Source organism: Myxococcaceae bacterium JPH2 (genome assembly GCA_016458225.1).
Lineage (GTDB): Bacteria > Myxococcota > Myxococcia > Myxococcales > Myxococcaceae > Citreicoccus.
Genome location: JAEMGR010000013.1, coordinates 59,095 through 80,875, shown reverse-complemented (window position 1 = coordinate 80,875; position 21,781 = coordinate 59,095). Strand labels below are relative to the sequence as shown.

Sequence of the window (21,781 nt, the reverse complement as noted above, 5' to 3'; positions counted from 1 at the left end):
GGCTACTCGCCCATCACCTTGACGACGACGCGCTTGCGGCGCTGTCCGTCGAACTCGGCGTAGAACACCTGCTGCCAGGGCCCCAGGTCGAGCTTCCCCGCGGTGACGGGCAGGATGACCTGGTGGTGGACGAGCAGCGACTTGAGATGCGCGTCGCCGTTGTCCTCCCCGGTGCGGTGGTGGCGATAGTCAGGACCCGCGGGGGCGAGGTGTTGGAGCCACTCCCAGATGTCCTCGTGGAGACCGGACTCGTCGTCGTTGACGAAGATGCCCGCGGTGATGTGCATGGCGGACACGAGCACCATGCCCTCCTGGATGCCGCTCTTGCGCACCAGCGACGTCACCGTGTCCGTCAGGCGCACCAGCTCGCGCCTCGCTTTCGTCTCGAACCAGAGATACTCGGTGAGGGTCTTCATGAGGACGCTCTGTCAGAGGGGACCGCTACAGTGACCCACGTCATGCGAGCCATCATCCACGTGGACATGGATGCGTTCTATGCGTCGGTGGAGCAGCGGGACAACCCGTCCCTGAGGGGCAAGCCCGTCATCGTCGGCGGACATGCCCAGCGCGGGGTGGTGGTCGCCGCGTCCTACGAAGTCAGGCCCTTCGGCGTGCGCAGCGCCATGCCCATGGCCCGAGCCATGAAGCAGGCGCCCCACGCCATCGTCGTCAAGCCGCGCTTCCCCGCCTACGCGGAGGCCAGCGAGGCCGTCTTCAACATCTTCGAGCGCTACACGCCGCTCATCGAGCCCCTGTCCCTGGACGAGGCGTTCCTGGACGTGACGGCCTCGGTGGGGCTGTTCGGCTCGCCCGCGGAGATTGCGCGGCGGATCCGCAAGGAGATCGCCACGGAGCTGGGGTTGCCAGCGTCGGCGGGCATCGCGAACGCGAAGTTCGTGGCGAAGATTGCCTCGGATCTCGCCAAGCCCAACGGGCAGCGCGAGGTGCGCTCCGAGGAGACCGTGGCCTTCCTCGCGGGCCTGCCCGTGTCACGCCTGTGGGGCGTGGGGCCGAAGACAGAAGAGGCGCTGAAGAAGGAGGGCCTGGAGACCATTGGGGACGTGGCCCTCAAGGACTCGGCCTGGTTGGACAGTCGGTTCGGCAGCAGCGGGCGACACCTGTGGGAGCTGTCCCACGGCATCGACGCGCGCGACGTGGTGCCGGACCGCGCGGCGCGCAGCGTGGGCGCCGAGGACACCTTCGACGAAGACCTCACGGGCCAGGAGGCGCTCCGTCCGCACGTGCATGCGCAAGCGTTGCGCGTGGGGCGGCGGTTGCGTCGCGCGGGACTGAAGGGGCGCGTCATCCAGCTCAAGCTGAAGTTCAGCGACTTCACGGTCGTCACGCGGCGCACCACGCTGCGCGAGGCCACCGACGACGGTCAGGCCCTCTATCGCGCGGCGATGGAACTCCTGGAGCGCTCGCACGAAGGACGCGCGCTGCGACTCACGGGCGTGAGCGTCCTGCTGGATGAGGAGCCGCCCCAGCTGGGTCTCTTCCCCGCCGCGCCTCCGCGCAGCGCGAAGCTGAACGCGGTGTTGGATCGCATCGCGGACCGCTTCGGGACCAAGGCCATCACCACGGCGGACATCGCTGGAGCGGATGCCTCGGACGACGGGGCCCACCGCTCCGAGCGACCGGTGGACAAGCCTCGTCGCTGAGCACGAGCACCGAGGCCCCTCCCCGAGCGGAAGGGAGCCTCGGCGGTGAAGCTCAGGCTTCGCCGGCGTCGGAACCGGACACGGGGCCCGAGCCCTTGCCCGAACCACTCCCCGAGCGACGGCGACGACGGCGGCGACGCTTGCGGCCCGCGCCATCGCCTTCCGCGGACGCGGCGGAGGCATCGGCGCGAGGCGGCGGAACCTCGCCGGCCTTCCACGCGTCCAGTTGCGCCCGTCCCTCTCCCGTGGCCTCCACCGTCATCTCGAAGACGGCGAGTGCCTCGTTGAAGAGCGGGTGGCGACGGAAGGCAGCCGGCTTCTTGCGGCGCTCGCCGGAGAGCGTGCGCTGCACCAGGAGCAGCATGCGGCACCGCTCCGCGATGCGGCGCGGAAGGCGCGCGGACTGCACGAAGCCCGCGAGCAGCTCCTCGATGACGTGCGCCACGGAGGGACGGCCCGCGTCCTGCGACTCCTCCGGCGGCTGCGCGCGGCTGATGGGTACCAGGAGCGTGGCCAGGAGGATGGCGTCATCCAGCGGCTCACCCGCCGCCAGTCGGCGATCCAACGCCCCCGCGAAGGCGTAGAAGGTCGTCTCCCCCTCCTTGCCGTACTGCTTGAGGTACGCGTCCAGCGGGGGCAGCAGCAGCTTCAGCGCATCCAGCGCGGAGAGCAGCTTGAGCGCCGGGGCCGCGACGCCGCCACGGATGAGGCGGAAGGTCTCCTCGAGCAGCCGCGCGGGAGCGCAGCGCGGCAGGTCCTCCACCGCGCCCTCCATCGCCGCGTAGGTGCGCGACTCGATGTCCAGGTCCAGCTTGGCCGCGAACCGCACCGCGCGGAGGATGCGCACCGGATCCTCGCGCATGCGAATCTCCGGGTCGCCGATGGTGCGGATGAAGCGCTCGTCCAGGTCGCGCCGGCCGCGGACGTAGTCGATGACCCGTCCCTCGCTGACGTCGTAGAACAGGCCGTTGATGGTGAAGTCGCGGCGGCGCGCGTCCTGCTGCGCCGTGCCGAAGACGTTGTCGTGCGTAATCAGCAGGTCGTCTTCCGACGGCGAGGCCTCGCTGTCCTCCTCGACGGCGGGCGCCTCCATCTCCAGCGGGTTGGCGCGGAAGGTGGAGACCTCGATGATCTTCCCGCCCTTGAAGTAGACGTGCGCCAGCCGGAAGCGACGACCAATCAGCCGGCAGTTGCGGAAGATGGCGCGCACCTCGCCCGGATGAGCGCTGGTGGCCACGTCGAAGTCCTTGGGCTTGCGACCCAGCAGGAGGTCGCGCACGCACCCGCCGACCAGATAGGCCTGATGGCCGTGCTGGTGCAGCCGCAGCACCACCTTCAGCGCGTCGGGGTCCAGCGAGTCCGGGTCGATCTCCGCGGGCTCTCCGGTGCGCGTCGTGGTGGGGGCCTGCAACTCGGGCTCGAAGGAGACGGGCTCCGGCTCGGGCTCGGGGACCGGCTCGGCCTCCACCTCGGCGACTTCTTCTTCGGCGCCCAGGGCGAGCAGGACGTCGTCGCCATCCTCGGACAGGTCCGAGTCGTCGCCGTCATCGGTGTCGTCGTCATCGAACGCCTCACCAGAATCCGCCGCGTCGGCGGCGAGGGAGGGTTCAGAGGTTTCCGGGTCTCGGGGATGGGAGGACAGGGTTTCACTCTCGACCGGGAGCGACGCGGGGACCGTCGGCGCGCTCGCCTCGGTCGACTCCGTGTGTCCCGTGAGTTCTAGGGGGGAAGACATAGAAAGAACCTCGCGCGCTGAGCCGAGCGCCGCCGCCTCGGAGGAGGCATCCCCGCGCGCAGCGTTCTCGGGCGCGGTTGGCGGCAGTTCGCCGTCTGTCGGCGTGTCGGTCGGGTCTCGCGTCATTGCCATGGACGCCCCGAACGGGGCGCTACAAGGGCAGCCGTCTATACCGCATCCTCCCGGGAAGGGAGTAGCGCAGGAAGACATTGTTGACCGGGGCCCGCCATCCGGCGCGCGGCCGCCTCCGCCCACCTGCCAGGTAACCGGGAAGACGGGCCCCTCCCGTCCGCTCCGAGCGGAGCGGACGTCGGGGACAGGGCTGCGGAAAGGACCCGGGTCATCCCAGGGTGAACGCCTCCCAGACGCGAAACGTTCTGCAGCCGGCCCCGCGCCCCGAGGCCCGCCTGTTCGGGGAGCGGGCAGCCAGCGGGCCATCCGCCCCGTCAGGTCACGTCGCCGGCTTGGTGCGCGCCTTGTGGTTGCGAGGCAGCGCGTGGGAGATGAGTGACACGTAGTCCACGGCCTGGACCGGCGGCGGCGGCGGAGGGGTCCCCAGCGCGGCCAGCCGCTTGCTGAAGGCCGCGAGGATGTCCGGCACCGGCCGCATCGCCTTGAACAGCGCGTTGGGGCCCTCCAGCGCCTGCGACAGCGCGATGGCCGCCTGCTGCAAGGGCAGGCCCCGGCGTAGGAGGTCCTGGAACGAGTTGGACAGGGTGATGATGTTGTGACCCGCCGTCTGCACCATCTCCACGGCGATCTTCAGCACCTGGGGCGCCGTGAGGTGTCCGTCCGCCAGGAGCACCAGCGCGGCCTGGAAGTAGTTGAACACGGGCACTACGCGAGGCCCGTACGGCGTGAAGTGCGCGGGCGGCGTCAGCCGGTCCAGGTGGATGAAGATGCGGCGCACCGGATCCGCGACGGGAATCTTCTTCCAGGCCGCGTGCACCCGCGTGACGTCGTCCGGGTACACCCCGCCCGCCTCCAGAACCTGCGACAGCACGCGCTCATCCACGCGGCCCGCGATGAGGTCCGCGTAGAGCGAGTAGATGAACGCGTCCGCCTCCGCGTCGTCGCCGAAGAGCACCTCCTCGGCCTCCACGGGCGCGTTGACGCGGCTCTCGAGAATCGCGGGCAGCTTGTAGCCCACCTGTCCCCGCAGCGCCCGGAAGCGCCCGCGCAGCAGGTTACCCACGTTGTCCTTGAGGACGAACTCATCCCACTGCACGCCGTCCAGCTTGAGCTTCTCCTCCAGCACGGCGCGCATCTGCTTGGGACTTCCCGAGACGATGCACAGCCGCGAGTCCCCGTTGGCCGCCAGCTCGCGGATGAGCGCGCTGGCGCCCGGGACGGCCGTCTTCTCGTGGGCCTTCTGGAACGCCGTGCGCACCAGGTCCCGGAGCGACTCGAACTCCGTCTGGAGGTACGTCTTGTCCAGGTCCCACCGGTAGATGCGCCGAGGGGGCCGGGGATCGATGCGGTCCGGCAGGCTCACCGCTCGAGCCCCTCCCGGATGGCGGTGCCCAGTTCGTGCGACACGGCCTTGGCCGCCACCTTCCCCGCGTTGGCGATGGCGCGCGCCCGCGAGCGGCCGTGCGCCTTGATGAAGATGCGGTCGAACCCGAGGATGGGCGCGCCTCCGTACTGCTCCCAGTCGGTGATGTCCTTGAGCCGCTGGATGCCGCTGGACAGCATGGCCAGGCCCGCGCGCCAGCGCAGGCTCTCCTTGTAGGCGTACTGGGCCAGCTCCATCACCGTGTCGTGCACGCCCTCGAGCATCTTCAGGCACACGTTGCCCACGAAGCCGTCGGTGACGATGACGTCCGCGGTGCCCTTGGGAATGTCGATGCCCTCCACGTTGCCCGTGAAGTTGAGGTTGGGCATGGCGAGCAGCCTCGCATGCGCCTCCGTCACGCGGGGCGGGCCCTTCTGCGGCTCCACGCCGTTGGAGAGCAGCGCCACCTTGGGCCGCTCGTTGCGCGAGATGATGCGCGCGTAGGCCGAGCCCATCACCGCGAACGCCACCAGGTCATCCGCGGTGGCCTCCACCGTGGCGCCCACGTCGAGGATGAGGCTGAACGGGTCCTGCTTCTCACCGCGCACGCCCCGCGTGGGGTACACGGTGGCCAGCGCCGCGCGCCGCACGCCGGGGATGAGCTGGAAGTGCCGGGCACACGCGAGCACGCCCGCGCCCGTGTTGCCCGCGGACACCAGCGCCTGCGCCTCGCCCTCGGCCACCAGTCGCGCCGCCACGGACACGGAGGCCTGGGGCTTGCGCGCCAGCGCCTCGCCCGGCTTTTCGTCCATGCCGATGTACTCCGCGGCGTGGTGGATGGAGAGGCGCTCGCCGTTGTGCTTGGTCTGCGCCAGCACCTCATCGATGAGCGCGCGATCCCCCACGAGCAGCGTGTGGATGTGAGGCGACTCCAGCGAGAGCTGGGCCGCACCGCGCACCACCTCCGTCGGCCCGTAGTCTCCCCCCATCACGTCGAATGCGATCGTGACCTGCTCCGGCTTGCCCACCATGCCTCCCATCTTACGAGCTTTGCCTCTGCCCCGCCCCCGTCATTCGCACCTGAGCCATCAGGGTCAGCCCCACCACCCCGCCCACCGCCACCATCGCCGCCGCCGTGCCGTAGGGCGCCGCGGGCCCCAGCCGGGTGAACAGCAGGCCGCCCAGCGCGGGCCCCAGAATGCGGCCCAGTGAGCCGAAGGCCTGATACGCCCCCAGCGCGGCGCCCTGCCGGTCCTCCGGCGCGTAGAGCGAAACGAGCGCGGACAGGCAGGGATTCACCAGCGCCGAGCCCACCGCCAACAGTCCCATGATGGGGAACAACCCGACGTAGGAGGTCGCCATCGGCAGCAGCCCGAGCCCCGCGGCCGTCAGGCCGAAGCCCACCACGGCCACCGGGGCCTCCCGCCCTCCCTGTCCCTTCTTGCCACCCACCAGCCGCCGCACCAGCCCGCCCTGCACCAGGGCAGACAGCACGCCCACGAGCGCGAACAGCCACCCGGCGCGCAGGCTCGCCTCGCGCAGCACCGCGGCGTCCGGCATCACCGGATGGAGCAGCCACCCACCCGCCAAGGCGACCGGCCCGGACGACAGGAAGCGCGTCAGCAGGTAGACCGAGAACGTCCCCTCCATCTGCGCGAAGGCCGTGTTGAACAGCAGCACCAGGAGCAGGCACCGCCCCACCACGGGCAGCCGCAACGCCAACGCCGCGCCCTTCGCCGAGCGCACCGGCACGCCCGGAGCCCCGGGCACCCGCGTCTCGGGCAGGAAGCGCCACGTGCAGGCCAGGTTGATGGCGGTGAGCGCCGCCGCGAACAGGCCGATGGCGAGGTTGCCGCCCCACGCGCCCAGGAATCCGCCCAGCGCCGGCCCCAGCACGAAGCCCAGCCCGAAGCCCGCGCCGATGAGCCCCATGCCCCGCGCCCGCTCGTGCGGCGGCGTGATGTCCGCCACCACCGCCTGCGCCGTGGAGATGTTGCCGCCCGACAACCCGTCGATGACGCGCGACAGGAACAAGAGCGGAAGCGCGTGCGCGAAGGCGAACAGCACGTAGCCCAGGAGCGAGCCCACCTGACTCAAGAGCAGCACGCGGCGCCGCCCGAAGCGGTCCGACCACCGGCCCAGCACCGGGGCCGCCACCAGCTGCATCAGCGAGTAGACGGAGACCAGCAACCCCACCGTGAAGGGCGAGGCGCCGTACTTCACCCCGTACACCCCCAACTGGGGAATCAGCAGGCCAAACCCGATGAGGTCCAGCGCCACGATGCCGAACACCACCCGCAACGACGCCACCCGAGCCACCACCGTCTCCTTCACGCACGGACCTTCAGAAAGCGAAAACCGCCGGAGCGCACGCGGGCGCTCCGGCGGATGGGAAGGACATCCCTTCGCCCCGAGGCGCTAGTTCGCCTCGGCGGACTGGATGTTGCGGTTGGCCGTGTCCCGCTCGATGCAGCCCTTGGTGAGCGTGTACTGGTACGTGCCCAGCTCGTCGCGCCAGTACTCACCCTCGTACGGCCAGTAGAGCTGATCGTCCGCCACGGCCACCGAGAACTTGTACTTCTTGACGATGGCGGTGCGGCCACCGGCCTTGAGCTGCTCCTCCAGGAACTCCTTCTCCTTCGTCGTCGTCTCGAACTTGATGCGCAGGCCGTTGGCGAGCAACTGCTTGAGCGAGCCCAGCTCCGTCTCCAGCTTGCCCTTGGCCATGATGCCGGCCTTGGAGATGAGCCCCGTGCGCTGCCCCTTCAGCCCCTCCAGCAGCTCCTTGGTGAGCTCCGAGTACTTGAAGGTGTCGCCCTTGTTGGAGAACAGGTCCATCTCACCTTCCAGCTCGAGGATGGAGTCGTTCGTCTTCTTCAGGTCCTGGTCCGTGAGGGCCAGCCGGAGGATGCGCTCCAGGATGACGTCGGTGCCGTTCTTCTCCAGGCCGTCCTTGTTCTTCTTCTGCACGTCGGCGAGCACCGTGTAGTACTCGCTGGCGTCCATGTTCTTCTTCACGAGCGAGTCCAGCTGGTCATGCACCGGCAGGTACGTGCGCTCGAAGTCCTGGAGGATGAGGTTGGACTCCCGGTAGCGGCAGTTCTCGTAATAGATGACCGCCTTGAGGATGAGCGCCTCCGGGAAGTACTCCTCGCGGAAGAACGGCGACGAGAGCGTGATGAGGTTGCCCAGCGCCTGCTCGTACTGGCCGATGCGGTAGTTGGCCCAGCTCGCCTCGAAGAGGGACTCCAGCCACTGCGTGTTCCCGCGCTCCACCTTGTTCAAATAGAAGATGGCGAAGCGGTTCTGCTGCATGCCGTAGTGCGTGCGCGCCAGCTGCATGAAGGCCAGCTCGCGCAGCGACTGATCCAGCTTGGCCTGCTCGCCCACGCGGCCCGCCTGCGGACGGGTGAGGCGAACGACCTCCTTCATCGCCTCCACGGACGCGACCACATCGTTGTTGGAGCGCTTGCCCGCGGCGTCCTTGGAACGCGCGCCGTTGCGGAAGTACGCCAGGCCCTCCAGGTACTTGGCGCGCGCGAAGAACGTGTCCGTGCGCGGAATGGTGAGGGCCAGCCGCTTCACTTCCTCGAAGCTCTTGTCCGCGTCCGCGTACTGGCCCACCTGGTCCAGCGCGCGTCCGCGCACGAAGTGGTAGCGCGCCAAGAGGTAGCGGAACTCGTTGCGGAACTTCTCCGGGAACTCGTAGTTCGCGTACCGGGCAATCTCATCCAGGATGACCGTCTCGTTCTTCGTCTTGCGGCTGATGAAGAACAGCCACTCCAGGCTCGACTTGAAGAACCGCGTGGACGGGCCCACCGCGAGGATCTTCGAGAACTCGCCGAGCGACGAGTGGTACAGCCCCATGCGGTAGAGCGACTTGGCGAGCACGTAGCGCGCCTCGGTGTGCAGGCCCGCGAGCTTGGGGTCCTTCAAGAGCTCGTGCGCCGCCATGGCGGACTTCTCGTACTCGTCGTTCTTGAAGAGCGACACCGCCACGTCCAGGCGCTGGCGGTCCGCCGTCTTGCCGGACACGTCCACCGCATCGAACGTCATGGTGGGCGCGGCGGGCTTGGGCGTGTCGTTCGTCAAGTCCAGGCCGAGTCCCCCGCTGCCGGAGGACGCGGTGGCGGGCGGAGGCGTCACGGGCGCGGGCTTGGCCACCACGGGCGCGGCCGGGGCTACCGGCGACGGCGTGGCGGAGGGCGTCGCGATGGAGGGCGTCGCCGCTGCGGGCGCGGCGCTCTCGGCGGTGGCGGTGTCCGGCTCAGGAGGAGCGACCTTGCCCTTGCCCTTGGCCGTGCGCGTCTTGCGCGGGGCCTTCTTCTTCGCGGACGCGCTGGTGGTGGTGGAGGAGCCGCCGCGCTTCTTCTTCTTCTTGGTCTGACCGGCGAGGTCCAGACCCTCGAAGCTCTGCGCGTGGCTGGGGGCCGCCCACACGAGCGCGAGCCCGAGGACGGCGATGCGGAGGAGCCGGTGGATGCTCATCATGACTCGGGATGGGCAGTGGGGAAGAAGAAGGACACACCCAGCTCGAACATCAGCTGGTTGCGCAGGTAGTGGGGCGTGGGCTCGCGGCCCTTCTCCACGTAGATGAGGTCACGCACCTCGGTGCGCAGCGTCATCCAGCGATTGAAGAAGAAGCGCAGGCCGACGCCCACGTTGCCGCCGCCCGTGAGGTACGACTTGCTCACGACGTCGACGGGCGTGGAGTCGTTCTCCGTGCGGAAGTAGGGCCCCTGGTACTGCACCACGGAGGCACCGACGATGCCGTACATGTCGAAGTGGACGAACTTCTCCGCCAACAGCGACAGCTTGCCGTAGATGGGGGCCCACTGGAGGTCCGCGCCGCCCATCAGCGTGAGCTGTCCGGGGGCTGTCCCGTTCAGCTCGCTCTTGCTCGGGGCGCGGCAGCCGCGCTGCGAGCCATCCGCCCCCTCGGTGAAGGAGCAGATCTGCGCCGAGCCCGCCACGGAGTTGAGCGCGTAGCCAGCGCGCAGGCTCACGCCGAGCGTCTCCAACGGGTGGTAGGTCAGCGTGGCGCCGAAGATGTACTTCTTGAAGAACGCGTCGCGGATGGTGACCGTGGCCGAGGGGCTGAACTCGAAGCGCCCCTTCTTCAGGAACATGTGGCCGGACACCGGGCGGATGCGCTCGCGCAGAGGGCCGAGCGCGTCCTTGTCCACCTCGGACACGTCTCCGGCCTCGTCCTCGGAGTTGGCGATGGGCGCCGGGGGCCGCGCGGCGGCCGGCACCGGCTTGGCGTCGGAGCCCTCGGACTTGGCGGCGGGCGCGGGCTCGGCGGCGCGCGAGAGCGCTGGGAGCACCAGACACAATGACAACAGCAGGCGGAGGGCGGACTTCATTCCGAGTCCCTCCCCGTCGAGTGCAGCGGCAGGAAGATCGAGATGCCGGCGTTGAGGGTCATGACGTTCTGGATGGCGCCCTTGCTGCTGCCCAGCGGCTGATCCACGTAGGCGGTGTTGATGAGGGCCACGTTCACGGCCAGGAAGTCCTTGGTCACGAACCGCATGCCCAGGCCCAGGTCCGCCGCGGGGTTGAGGCCCCGGCCCGGCAGCGACGACGTCTCCGTCTTCACCACGCCCAGGCCGCCCAGGAGGTACCCGTCGAAGTGGAGGATGGAGTTGAGGAAGGCGACCTTGCCGTACAGCGGCGCCCACTCCACGTCTCCCATGCCAGACCACTCCGGCACCGAGTTGTAGATCTTGCTGTTGAAGGTGCGCTTGGCGGTGCGCACGTCATCGGAAGGAACGACTTGGAGGAGCGAGACGCGCGCCGACAAGGCCAGCGTGTCCGCCAGGTACCACGCGCCGCGAACCGACAGTCCCACCTTGGAGTAGAACGGATCGTTCACGGAGATGCTCACGAGCGGCGAAAGCTCGAAGCGGTTCTTCTTCAGATAGACCTTGCGCTGCACGCTCTTCACCCGGTCCTCCTGGGTGATGTCGATGAGCGGCGGCGGAGCATCCGGCACGGGCGCATCCGTCGTACTGCTGGCGAGCGTCGTCGCGGGTCGGGCCTCCTCAGCTGGAGGCGGGGCGGGGGTGTCTTCCTGAGGCTTGGCCTGGGTGTCCTCGGTGAGGTCGAGACCCATGCCCTCTTGAGGCTTCTGGGCAAGGGCCAGCGTGGGCCACATCAGGCTCAGCGCGAGCAGCAGCGTCGGGCGGTTCAAGTCCGGGGGCTCCGTGGGGGAGGGGGCGTACTGCCACCGGGGTTCAGCGTGACTCTGGTTTGTGCATCCTATCGGCCGTGTCTCGAACCATCAACCGCCACGCAGTGCGTGGAAGCGATGTATCCCTTCGGTATCTCTGCACAATTCCAGTCTCGTCAGGACAACACCTGCTCTGGGCGCTTGCGTTGGCAGGCCGAATCGGTGTGGTAGCCTCGACCCACGAAGCGGCTCCCTTCGTTTGCAAGCGGCCCCCGCCGCTCACTCCCCCTTTCGTCCGAGGTTCCTGACGATGTCCGCGAGATCCGCCCTCCTGCTTTGCGCTGTCGTCCTGCTGGGCGGCTGTAATGTGACCACCCAGCTGGGCCTGCCGTGCAACCTGGTCCGCAAGCCGAACGCGAGCGACCCTGACCCCACGGCCAAGTTCGTGCTGATGAAGGAGAAGGAGCTGCAGCCCAACCAGGACTTCATCTCCTTTGGCGCAGTGGAGTGCGAGGATCTGGTCTGCGTGCGCGACGCCTCCATGGCGGGCTCGGGCAACCCGGAATCCCTGGCCGGGGGCTACTGCAGCAAGGCCTGCGTCGAGGGCTCCTCCAAGAGCTGTGAGGTGACTGACACCGCCGTGTCGAAGGATCTGCGCGATCGCCTCACCTGCCGGGCGATGATGCTGGATCAGGCCACCCTGGACGCACTGCGCATCTCCGATGAGGCCGGCTACCGGCGCATCTTCGGCGAGAACACGTCGCCGTTCTTCTGCGCGGCGACGGTGCCCGCAACGCAGACTCCCTGACAGTTCCGGCGTGGGGGCGTAGACCTATTTCCCCACGTCGTTCGTAAAGGCAGGGCGGCGTCCCCTCCGAGGACGCCCAGGAGCCCTGCCATGAACCGAACGGTCCTCTTCCTCGCCCTGGCCGGCGGCCTCGCTCTCACCGCGCTGGTGCTGGGGCTGCCGCGGGCCGGTGGGTCGCCGCAGCCGCCTCCCCCGGCGACGCACGTGGCGACCCCCATCCCCCCCACTCCACCGGCCACCACGTCGCTGGGCTCGCTCTCGCTGACGGGCCGGCTGTCGCATCCGTACATCCCGCAGGGTGCCTCGGAGGTGTTCGCCACGGTGGACCTGACGGGCGCGCAGGTGCCGGGCTCCACGCGCAGCCCGGTCAACCTCGCGGTGGTCATCGACCGCTCGGGCTCCATGAGCGGCTACAAGCTGGCGCAGGCGAAGCAGGCCGCGCGGCACCTCGTGGGATTGCTGCGGGATGAGGACCGGCTCGCCATCATCCACTACGGCTCGGACGTGAAGAGCCTTCCGTCGCAGCCGGCCACGCCCGCCAACCGCGAGCGGATGCTGCAGTTCATCGAGGGCATCTGGGACGACGGCGGCACCAACATCAGCGCGGGCCTGTCCGCCGGGCGCTTCCAGCTCGCCTCCGGGATGGAGCACTTCCGGGTCAACCGCCTCATCCTCATGAGCGACGGCCAGCCCACCGAGGGCATCAGCGACGCGGCCGGCCTGCAGCAGGAGGTGCGCGACATCCGCGCGGCGGGCGTCACGGTGAGCGCCATTGGCGTGGGCACGGACTTCAACGAGGACCTCATGCAGTCCTTCGCCGAGTACGGCGCCGGTGCCTACGGCTTCCTCGAGGACGCGGGCAAGCTGGCCACCCTCTTCCAGCGCGACCTTCAGCAGGCCTCCACCACCGTGGCGCGCAACGTGGAGCTGTCCTTCGAGTTGCCCGACGGCGTCACGCTGGGCGAGGTGCTGGGCTACACCGCGCACCAGGCGGGCAACGTCGTGCGCGTCGCCATGCCGGACTTCTCCGCGGGCCAGGTGGAGCGCGTCGTGGTGCGGCTGCTCGTCCAGGGCAACGCCGTGGGTCAGTCCGTGCAAGTCACGGGGCTGAAGCTGGCGTACACGGACCTGCTCCAGAACAAGGGCGTGGAGAGCGCCGCCGCGCTGAGCGCGCAGGTCACGGATCGCCGCGAGGAGATCCTCGCGCGACAGGACAAGGACGCCACGGTGTATGCGGCCCGTGCCCGCAGCGCCCAGAACCTCCAGAAGGCCGCCGAGGCGATGAGCCAGGGCCGTAAGGAAGAGGCCAAGGCCTACCTGCAGGACAACCAGACCCTCTTCACCGAGACCGCCGCCGTGGCGGGCGCCGCGGCGGTGGCCGAGGATCAGGCCCAGCAGAAGGCCGCCCTCGACGAGTACGAGTCGGCCGCCACGCCCTCGGCGGTGGGCGCCGCGGTGAAGAACAGCAAGGTGCAAGCGCTCAAGAGCTTTGGCCGACTGGGCACCACCTACTGAGCGACCGGGCCGAGCCGATGGCGCTTTCCTCGGCGGACGCGCGCCTTCATCACTAGTCTCCCGCCACGCGGCCTCGGTCATGCACCGGGGCCGCGTCGTTTCCACACTTGCGGAGAGCCTCCATGCTGAAGACCCGCGCCTATGCCGCCCCGAGTGCCAAGGCCCCCCTCGGCCCCTTCTCGATTGAGCGCCGAGAGCCCCAAGCCCACGACGTGCTCATCGACATCCTCTACTGCGGCGTGTGCCACTCGGACCTGCATCAGGCCAAGGATGAGTGGGGCGGCGCCATCTTCCCCCTCGTCCCCGGTCACGAAATCGTCGGGCGCGTGTCCCAGGTGGGCAGTGCCGTGCGCCGCTTCAAGGCGGGCGACACCGTGGGCGTGGGCTGCATCGTCGACGCGTGTCGCGAGTGCGCGCCGTGCAAAGCCGGTGACGAGCAGTACTGCGACAAAGGCATGGTGGGCACCTACAACAGCCGCGAGCGCGGCAGTGGCGCGGTGACCTACGGCGGCTACTCCACGCGCATCACGGTGGACGAGAACTTCGTGCTGCGCATCCCGGAGGGCCTGCCGCTGGACAAGGCCGCGCCGCTCTTGTGCGCCGGCATCACGACCTACTCGCCGCTGCGGCACTACGGGCTCAAGGCGGGGGACCGCATCGCCGTGGTGGGGCTCGGAGGCCTGGGCCACATGGGCGTGAAGCTCGCGCGGGCCATGGGCGCCGAGGTCACGGTGCTGAGCACCTCGCCCTCCAAGGAGAAGGACGCGCGTGCCCTGGGCGCCACCGACTTCGCCGCCACGTCGCAGCCGGAGACGTTCCAGCGGCTGGCGGGGCGCTTCGACTTCATCCTCGACACCGTGTCGGCGCCGCACGACTACAACACGTACCTGAGCCTCTTGAAGGTGGACGGGACGATGATCCTCGTGGGCGCACCCGAGGAGCCCACCCCGCTGTCTGCCTTCCCGCTCATCATGCGGCGGCGGCGGCTCGGTGGCTCGCTCATCGGTGGCATCCGCGAGACGCAGGAGATGCTGGACTTCTGCGCCCAGCACGGCGTGACGTCCGACATCGAGCTCATCCCCATCCAGAAGATCAACGAGGCGTATGAGCGCATGCTCCGTGGAGATGTGCGCTACCGCTTCGTGATTGACATCGCCAGCCTGCAAGAGAAGTAGGCGCACATGGCCACCGCCCTCCCGGCCGCCCGTCGGGAGGGGCACGGCTCGCGCCATGGCATTGTGAAGTCATTGCAACGACGCGGAGCGCACATTCCCGGTTGACCGATGGAATCACGCCGCCCTATCTCCGCGTTCCTCCGGGCTTCAGCCGGAAGAGCGCATGGGAGGCGCTTCACAGCATGGCGAGCGCGGCGAGCACCCCGTGGGTCGGGGTCATCATGGGTGGCAGGAGCGATCTGGAGTTCCTGAAGCCCGGTATCGATATCCTCAACGAGCTGGGCATCCCTCACGAGGTGCGCATCGTGTCCGCGCACCGCACTCCGGACTGGATGATGGAGTACGCCTCCACCGCGGAGGCTCGCGGCCTGTCCGTCATCATCGCGGCGGCGGGCGGCGCGGCCCACCTGCCTGGCATGGTGTCCAGCAAGACGCTGCTGCCGGTGCTCGGCGTGCCCATGCCCACCACGGTGCTCAACGGCTTTGACGCGCTGTTGTCCATCGTGCAGATGCCCAAGGGCGTGCCGGTGGGAACGCAGGCCATTGGCAAGCCGGGCGCCGCGAACGCCGCGCTGCATGCCGCCGCCATCCTCTGCCTGAAGTACCCCGAGCTGCGTGAGCGGCTGTCCGCCTACCGCACGGCCCGCACGCAGGAAGTGCTGCGCGAGCGCGAGGTGGAGGGATGAAGGCGCGCACGGTGCTCCCTGGCGGCACGCTGGGCATCCTCGGTGCGGGACAGCTCGGGCGGATGATGGCCCTGGCCGCGCGTACGCTCGGCTACCAGGTGCAGGCGTTGGATCCGGACTCGACCGCGCCCGCGCGCTCGGTGGTGGACCGCTGCCTGACCTCCGCGTTCTCCGACATCGACGCGGCCAGCGACCTGGCGCGCGCGTGCGACGTCGTCACGCTGGAGATCGAGAAGATTCCGCTCGCCACGCTCAACGCCGTGGCCCGTCAGACGCCCATGCGTCCCGGCGCGGGCGTGCTGGAGGTGATTCAGCACCGCGGCCGGCAGAAGAGCTGGCTTGCGCGCGGAGGCTTCCCCCTGGGTCCGTGGCGCGAGGCGCACTCCGCCGCCGAGCTGGCGCAGGCCATCGAGGCCCTGGGCGGCCGGTGCTTCGTGAAGTCCAGCGAGGGGGGCTACGACGGACGCGGCCAGTACGAGGTCTCCCGCGCCGACGAGGCGCCCACCGCGTGGCGCGAGCTGGGTGAGCGCTCGGTGGTGGTGGAGGCCGCGCTCGACCTGGAGTCGGAGCTGTCCGTGCTGGTGGCGCGCGGCCCGGACGGGCAGGCCGTCGTCTACCCGCCCGCGTTCAATCACCACGAGCAGCGCATCCTCGCGTGGTCGCTCCTGCCAGGCCAACTGCCGCCCGCCATCACGGCGCAGGCCACCGAGGTGGCGCGCGCCATCACCGACGCGCTCCAGGTTGAGGGACTGCTCGTCGTGGAAATGTTCCTGCTGAGAGACGGCCGCCTGCTCGTCAACGAGCTGGCGCCGCGTCCGCACAACAGCTTCCACTCCACCGAGGTGGCGTGCCTCACCAGCCAGTTCGAGCAGGCGGTGCGCGCGGTGTGCAACCTGCCCTTGGGCTCGGTGGAGGTGGTGCGCCCGGCGGCCATCGTCAACCTGCTCGGCGACCTGTGGCTGCGCGAGGGCGGGCCGCGGTTCGCCCAGGCGCTGGCCATGCCCGGCGTGCGGCTGCATCTGTATGGCAAGCGCGACGCTCGCAAGGGCCGGAAGATGGGCCACCTCTCCGCGGTGGGCTCCACCCCCGAGGAGGCACTGGCTCGGGTCAAGACTGCCGCCACCGCGCTGGGGATGTGACGCCATGAAGACGAATGCCGCCCGGCTGCTGGACTCGCTCGGCGTGCGCTACGAGCTGCGCGACTACGAGGTGGACCCGGATGACTTGTCCGCGGAGACCGTGGCCGGCAAGGTGGGGATGCCCGCCGAGCAGGTGTTCAAGACGCTCGTGGCGCGCGGCGACCGGACCGGCGTGCTGATGGCGGTGGTGCCGGGCAACGCCGAGTTGGACCTCAAGGCGCTCGCCCGGCTCAGCGGAGACCGCAAGGTGGACACGGTTCCGCTCAAGGAGCTGCAGCCGCTCACCGGCTACGTGCGCGGCGGCTGCACCGCGATAGGCGGCAAGAAGGACTACCCCGTCTTCGTCGATGAGACGCTGGAGCTGTTCGACACCATCGCGGTGTCCGCGGGCATTCGCGGCACGCAGCTCGTGCTGGCTCCCGCGGACTATCTGCGTGTGACGAAGGGCCGCACGGGGCCGATTTCTCGGCCCAAGGCGTAGGCCTCGCTCAGGACTGCGCGCCACCGTCGAGGCTCGGCGCGAAGAGCACCTTGCCGCTCGTCATGTCCGATGAGGCGATGCGCAGCGCTTCGCCCGCGGACTCCAGCGGCAGGCTCGCGCGAATGGGTGTCTCCAGGGCCTTGCCCATCAGCGTCGCCGCGCCCACGAGCGCCCGGAGCTGCTCGCGCCCGAAGCGGCCGCGGCCCCAACGCGCCAGCCAGAAGCCGTCCACCTTCTTGTCGTGGAAGATGAAGTCGCCCGGGTCGATGCGGCACTCCTGCTCCGCGAGCGCGCCGTAGACGGTCACCGTTGCGCCGTCCGGCATCGCGCTCAAGAGGCGCCCCGTCATGTGGCCGCCCACCGCATCGAACGCCAGCGTCACGCGCAGCTCGTGGAACAGGAGACGCAGACGCTCGTCGAACTCGGGCTCCGCGCTGCTCAGCACGTGCTCGGCGCCGAGCGCGCGCAGCACCTGCACCTGCTCGGGCCGACGCACCACGTGCACCATGGGCAGTCCGCGACGACGGGCCAGCGTGGCCAGCATGCGCCCCAGCGCGCTCGCCGCGGCCGTCTGCGCCAGCGCGCCATGGCCCTCCTGTCGTGCGCGCTCCAACAGCGCCCAGGCCGTCAGCGGATTGATGAAGAGCGTGGAGCCCTGCTCGTCGCTCATGCGCGCGCGCAGCGGCAGACACTGCGGCAGGGGCACCACCGCGTACTCCGCCCACAGCCCTTCGCCGTCCAACGGCGCCAGGCACGCGACGCGACGTCCCACGAGCAGGCGCCCCGCGACGCCGCCCGCGGCCACCACCGTCCCGCTGCCCTCGAACCCTGGCACCACGGGCAGCGACTTGCGCACGCCGTAGCGCCCTCGCACGAACATCAGGTCGGACGGGTTGATGGGCGAGGCCGCCAGCCGCACCAGCACCTGTCCCGGTCCAGGCTTGGGGACGGGACGCGATTGGACGCGCAGCGACTCGGGGCGGCCGTCGTAAGCCGTCAACACCAAGGCGCGCATCGTCGGGGGGATGGGGGGAGCACTCATCGGCAGACCTTTTAATTCGGCCACGCGTTCCAGGTGGAATTCCTGGCCTGACGCCGTTCCAGGGGCGACCGATGAGTGCCACCGTGCTGCAGTTCCATCACCGTGAAGTCTTCGAACGCACCGTGACGCGCGCCCTCGCGGCGGGCGCTGGCGCGGGCCTGCTCCAGTTCGCCACCAGCCGGGTGGGACTGCCCCTGCCGCTGTCGTGGTGGGTCCCCGTCGCGGTGGTGCTCGCCTGTGCCCAGGGAGACAAGTGGGACCGGGCGCTCGTGGCAGGCCTGGGGGTCGTGCTCACTTCCCTGCCCTATGCGCTCGGCATGGCGCCAGGGTGGACGCTGGCCATCAGCGCCGCCGCGGCGGGCGCCCTGCTGGTGCGCGCGCGCCTCAACGAGCGCGGCGAAGAGGGCCAGGTGGCCGAGGCCCGCCCTACCCTGCTGCACTTCTCGCTCGGCGCGTTGCTCGCCGCGGGGCTCACGCTGGCGGGCACCGAGGTCGCGAGCATCTTCGCCTCACGTCTCGCGGATGTGGCCACGCCCGCGCTGCTCAGCGCGAGCCTCACGGGTGGAATCCTCGGCCTGTTCGTGGGCTTGAGCGCCATCGCCGCGCATATCGGGTTGTCCGCCGACCCTGTCGAGGCGCGCGCCGAGGAGCTGCTGCCCCAGCTCGCGGGAGACTTCCGGACGCTGGCCGAGCGCGCCCTGAGCCTCTATCGCCAGTGTGGTGAGTCCCTCGCGAAGCTCCCGCGTGAGCCGGCCCGCGAGGAGTTGGCCCGCACGCTGGCGCGCATCACGCGCGGCGCGGTGGAGCTGGCCTCCGAGTGGGCGGGCGTGGAGGCGCAGCTCGAGGAGCGCGCCCAGGCGGAGCTCCAAGCGGAGCGGGACGGATTGGAGCGCAGCGCTCGCGCCAGCACGGATCCGGTGGCGCGTCGGCAGCTCGAGCTCGCGGCCCAGTCGCTCGGCGAAGAAGTGGAGCGACTGGGTGAGCTGCGGCAGCGTCGCGAGCGAATCCTCGCGAAGTTGCGCGCGGAGGTCGCCTTGCTGGAGCGGGCTCGCGTGGCGCTCCTGTCGCTGCGCAGCGGACATGCCCAGCTCAAGGCCGCCGAGTTGGCCGCGCTGGCTCGACGCTTCCGTTCACTCTCTTCCGCGCAGTGGGAGGAGGGGCACGCGCTGGATACGGTCGCGGCCCAGGCCACGCTCGCCCAGGTGCCCGCGGCCACAGGGGCGGAGTCGCGGCTGGAGAGCCCTGCCCATGCCTCGGCGGAGATGGCGCGGGCGGCGGGTGGTTCGACTCCCGTGGAGACTTCGCGAGCGGCGCTTCCTCCCACGCCGGTGGAGCCGACGCTGGAGGCCCTTGCCTCGGCGTCTCCGGAGACGCAGCGGATGGTCCCCGCGCTCTTGCCTGTGGAGCCGATCTCCGACGCGGCCCCGAACACCGCGGCCCCTCGTTCGATGACCGAGCGACCGCGCGAGTGACACGGTTGGAGCGCGCGGGCCTCACCGCGCCCGGGCATTCGGCGTGGAGCTGGAAGCCAGCTCACCTCGCGCCGAGCAGCCGCGGACTCAAGCGCTGCTTCGGTCGCCGTGATGGCGGCGTGACGCCAACGCCATGCTCGCGTGGCTGCTCGTGACACGAGGGTCCCTGAAGCACGGGGGACTTTCGGCTACATCTTTCGGACATGAACCCACCCCGCTCCCCCCCGGTCGCCCCGGCGCAGTCCTGGCTGTGGCGCGGAGACGAGCCTCGGATCGCGTCCGTGTTCCAGCCCATCGTGGACCTGCGGACCGGCAACATCGTGGGTCACGAGGTGCTGTCCCGAGGTGAAGGCTCCTCCGAGTCCCCCCTCGACTTCTTCACCCGCGCCCGCCACGAGGGCGTCACCTTCGAGGCCGAACACGCATGCTGGCGCTCCGCGCTCCGCCGCATCGCCGAGCTTCCCGCGGCCCACCGCCGCGCGCCGTTCTTCTTCAACGTCAGCCCCGAGGTCCTCGCCGACGAGCGCTTCGCGGACACCGCCCTCGAAGCCCTGGTCCAACAGCACGGCCTGCACCCGCGTCAGTTCGTGCTGGAGATCACCGAGCAAGGCGCCTTCGAAGACACCGCGCAATTGAGACGCCTGGCACGAGCGCTCGCCACGCGAGGCTTCGGCATCGCCCTGGATGACTTCGGCGCGGGGCACTCAGGGCTCGTGACCCTGGTGCACAGCGCGCCAGATTTCATCAAGCTGGACCAGGCGCTGGTGCGAGACATCCACCACCACGCCTATCTCCAGCATCTGCTGAAGTCCCTGGTGGCCTTCTCCACCAACGTGGGCGCCACGCTCATCGCGGAGGGGGTGGAGTCCTGGGACGAGTTGGCCGTGCTGCTGCGCTTGGGCATTCGCCACGCGCAGGGCTTCCTGCTCGCGCGCCCCGCGCCGACGCCTCCGCTCCCCGGGGAAGAGTTCGAGCGGCGACGCCACGGAACCATGCGTGCGCTGCACCACCGCACGTCCTCGGGCGAAGACACCGTGGGCAACCTCGCCGTCCGATGCGCCAGCGCGCAAACACCCGTGGATGACGCGAGCCTCGCGACGCTGTTTCAGCAGACGCCGGGTCTGGACCATGTCGTCCTCCTGGAGCACGAACAGCCACGCGGGTTGATCACGCGTCAGCGATTCGAGGCCCGGTCAGACACGCACCCCGCGCCGCTGATCGCCGAGGAGGACATGACTGTCTGCGCACTCATGCCCCAAGCACTGGCACGAGCCACGTCGGCAACCCAGGACCCCGTGGTGGTCACGGACGCGACCGGCGCATTCCTGGGCACCGTGACGATGCGGCAGCTCATCCTGCGCATCGCCGAACTGGCTGGCCGCGCGAACGGGACATCTCAATGACCCAAGCACCCCTCCCTGTCTGGGAAGGGGTGCTCGGTGAACGACTCAGCAATGATAGACAGCCGTCATCACGTACTGGGTGCGATAGCCTTCCAGCTTGTATGAGCCGTCACACTTCGTGAGGGCCCAGCCAACCTGCACCGTGTACGTCGAATCCGAGTAATACACCTGGCTGACCTCAGAGCCCCCCACGATGATGGCGGACTCCTGGGTCGCGACCGGGGCGACCTGCCCATCTTCCATCTCCCCGCCACAAGCTCCCAGCAGCAGGCCCGCTGCGCACGCCACGACCGCCGCGACTCGCTTCACTCCAATGGACATACCGTCTCCGGGTGTGTGGTGAAACACCCGGAGCGTATCAACGCAAAACAGGCTCAAGAAGGATTATCGGACTGACTCAGTCGCGATAATCGTTGATGTCCTTGCGAGCGAAAGCACGAGTCGACTCCCAAGGCGCCGTCGCGGGCAGCGATTCCAGTTGGACCTTGGCGCGATGCAGCGCGGTCCCATCCTTGCGACCGGATTCCATCTCCAGCGCGAGGGCGAGCTTGTCGCTCCACAGCACTCGGATGTAGCGGTCCGCCGTGGTGGCCTCCAACCACCGGGCACCCTCGGGGGCATCCGGACGGGTCGAGGGCGTGAGCCGCGCGAGCACCTCGTTGGAGACCTGGTGAGACAGCTCATCCCACGCGGGCGTGAAGCCCACGGAGTCGTACTCCGGGGGCTCTACCTCCACCACCTCGCGGGAGTCCGCGAGGACGAAGCGCAGGCGCACGCGCCCATCGGCCTCGCGAGAGACCCAGCGCGGCACCACGCTCCAGTCATGCACGTCGCGCCGCGACTCGGAGTGGGCCACGGCGGGAACGCGCCCATCCAGCACGCGCTCCGACCACAGGTGACCGTCCCGGCGAAGCACGCGCTCTTGATAACGGAGCACCTGCGTCACCCCATCCGGCCGGACCCCCTGCTCCTCGTGCGAGATGAGCACGGCCACGGG

At 69.6% G+C, this 21,781-nt stretch carries 19 protein-coding genes and 1 pseudogene; 9 read left to right on the top strand and 11 right to left on the bottom strand.

Going from position 1 to position 21,781, the window contains the following annotated elements:
• Window positions 1–2: 2 nt before the first annotated feature.
• Entirely contained in the window at window positions 3–416 is a 414-nt protein-coding gene (locus JGU66_20755) for a YjbQ family protein (protein MBJ6763206.1), read from the bottom strand.
• 42 nt (window positions 417–458) lie between these two features.
• Between JGU66_20755 and dinB the strand changes: the two genes are divergently transcribed.
• The gene (dinB, locus tag JGU66_20750) at window positions 459–1,661 is read left to right on the top strand and encodes a DNA polymerase IV (GenBank protein ID MBJ6763205.1); all 1,203 of its coding nucleotides are present in this window, start codon (window positions 459–461) and stop codon (window positions 1,659–1,661) included.
• 52 nt (window positions 1,662–1,713) lie between these two features.
• Here dinB and pcnB read toward each other — a convergent pair whose 3' ends face one another.
• From pcnB to JGU66_20715, 7 genes are all read right to left on the bottom strand, one after another.
• Window positions 1,714–3,396 (bottom strand): polynucleotide adenylyltransferase PcnB, encoded by a 1,683-nt coding sequence (pcnB, locus tag JGU66_20745; GenBank protein MBJ6763204.1) that lies wholly within the window; start codon window positions 3,394–3,396, stop codon window positions 1,714–1,716.
• A 451-nt stretch (window positions 3,397–3,847) separates the two neighbouring features.
• Window positions 3,848–4,891 carry a hypothetical protein gene (locus JGU66_20740; protein MBJ6763203.1) on the bottom strand — a complete coding sequence of 348 codons (1,044 nt, stop codon included), beginning with the start codon at window positions 4,889–4,891 and terminating at the stop codon, window positions 3,848–3,850.
• Window positions 4,888–5,922, bottom strand: a complete 1,035-nt coding sequence (gene plsX, locus JGU66_20735; GenBank protein ID MBJ6763202.1) for a phosphate acyltransferase PlsX — start codon at window positions 5,920–5,922, stop codon at window positions 4,888–4,890. The genes JGU66_20740 and plsX overlap by 4 nt, the downstream gene beginning before the upstream one ends.
• Window positions 5,923–5,932: 10 nt before the next feature.
• A complete protein-coding gene (locus JGU66_20730) occupies window positions 5,933–7,213 on the bottom strand; it encodes an MFS transporter (protein ID MBJ6763201.1) in 1,281 nt (426 codons plus the stop codon).
• 96 nt (window positions 7,214–7,309) lie between these two features.
• On the bottom strand, window positions 7,310–9,379 hold the full coding sequence (gene gltC / locus JGU66_20725; protein ID MBJ6763200.1) for an adventurous gliding motility protein GltC: 2,070 nt from the start codon (window positions 9,377–9,379) through the stop codon (window positions 7,310–7,312).
• Complete coding sequence (locus tag JGU66_20720) at window positions 9,379–10,257, bottom strand: outer membrane beta-barrel domain-containing protein (GenBank protein ID MBJ6763199.1); 879 nt, start codon at window positions 10,255–10,257, stop codon at window positions 9,379–9,381. The genes gltC and JGU66_20720 overlap by 1 nt, the downstream gene beginning before the upstream one ends.
• Window positions 10,254–11,084, bottom strand: coding sequence for an outer membrane beta-barrel domain-containing protein (locus JGU66_20715; protein ID MBJ6763198.1), 831 nt, complete (start codon window positions 11,082–11,084; stop codon window positions 10,254–10,256). Before JGU66_20715 ends, JGU66_20720 begins: the two co-directional genes overlap by 4 nt.
• 289 nt (window positions 11,085–11,373) lie before the next feature.
• Between JGU66_20715 and cglC the strand changes: the two genes are divergently transcribed.
• The 6 genes from cglC to ybaK all read left to right on the top strand — a co-directional run bounded on the left by cglC (window position 11,374) and on the right by ybaK (window position 16,867).
• Entirely contained in the window at window positions 11,374–11,871 is a 498-nt protein-coding gene (cglC, locus tag JGU66_20710) for an adventurous gliding motility lipoprotein CglC (GenBank protein MBJ6763197.1), read from the top strand.
• Between the two features lie 90 nt (window positions 11,872–11,961).
• Window positions 11,962–13,386 (top strand): VWA domain-containing protein, encoded by a 1,425-nt coding sequence (locus JGU66_20705; GenBank protein ID MBJ6763196.1) that lies wholly within the window; start codon window positions 11,962–11,964, stop codon window positions 13,384–13,386.
• A gap of 125 nt (window positions 13,387–13,511) precedes the next feature.
• Window positions 13,512–14,561 (top strand): NAD(P)-dependent alcohol dehydrogenase, encoded by a 1,050-nt coding sequence (locus tag JGU66_20700; GenBank protein MBJ6763195.1) that lies wholly within the window; start codon window positions 13,512–13,514, stop codon window positions 14,559–14,561.
• A gap of 182 nt (window positions 14,562–14,743) precedes the next feature.
• Window positions 14,744–15,247, top strand: coding sequence for a 5-(carboxyamino)imidazole ribonucleotide mutase (gene purE / locus JGU66_20695; GenBank protein MBJ6763194.1), 504 nt, complete (start codon window positions 14,744–14,746; stop codon window positions 15,245–15,247).
• Window positions 15,244–16,386, top strand: coding sequence for a 5-(carboxyamino)imidazole ribonucleotide synthase (purK, locus tag JGU66_20690; protein ID MBJ6763193.1), 1,143 nt, complete (start codon window positions 15,244–15,246; stop codon window positions 16,384–16,386). The genes purE and purK overlap by 4 nt, the downstream gene beginning before the upstream one ends.
• A 4-nt stretch (window positions 16,387–16,390) precedes the next feature.
• Window positions 16,391–16,867, top strand: a complete 477-nt coding sequence (ybaK, locus tag JGU66_20685; protein ID MBJ6763192.1) for a Cys-tRNA(Pro) deacylase — start codon at window positions 16,391–16,393, stop codon at window positions 16,865–16,867.
• 7 nt (window positions 16,868–16,874) lie between these two features.
• On the opposite strand, the gene JGU66_20680 is transcribed toward ybaK, so the two are convergent.
• Window positions 16,875–17,882, bottom strand: coding sequence for a zinc-binding dehydrogenase (locus tag JGU66_20680; GenBank protein ID MBJ6763191.1), 1,008 nt, complete (start codon window positions 17,880–17,882; stop codon window positions 16,875–16,877).
• Window positions 17,883–17,980: 98 nt separating this feature from the next.
• Between JGU66_20680 and JGU66_20675 the strand changes: the two are divergent.
• Both JGU66_20675 and JGU66_20670 read left to right on the top strand, forming a co-directional pair.
• Window positions 17,981–19,105, top strand: a pseudogene (locus JGU66_20675) (hypothetical protein).
• Between the two features lie 479 nt (window positions 19,106–19,584).
• Window positions 19,585–20,784 (top strand): EAL domain-containing protein, encoded by a 1,200-nt coding sequence (locus JGU66_20670; protein ID MBJ6763190.1) that lies wholly within the window; start codon window positions 19,585–19,587, stop codon window positions 20,782–20,784.
• Window positions 20,785–20,829: 45 nt separating this feature from the next.
• Here the strand turns inward: JGU66_20670 and JGU66_20665 are convergent, their stop codons facing one another.
• On the bottom strand, window positions 20,830–21,105 hold the full coding sequence (locus JGU66_20665) for a hypothetical protein (protein ID MBJ6763189.1): 276 nt from the start codon (window positions 21,103–21,105) through the stop codon (window positions 20,830–20,832).
• Window positions 21,106–21,181: 76 nt separating this feature from the next.
• Window positions 21,182–21,778, bottom strand: coding sequence for a hypothetical protein (locus tag JGU66_20660; GenBank protein ID MBJ6763188.1), 597 nt, complete (start codon window positions 21,776–21,778; stop codon window positions 21,182–21,184).
• Window positions 21,779–21,781: the final 3 nt, after the last annotated feature.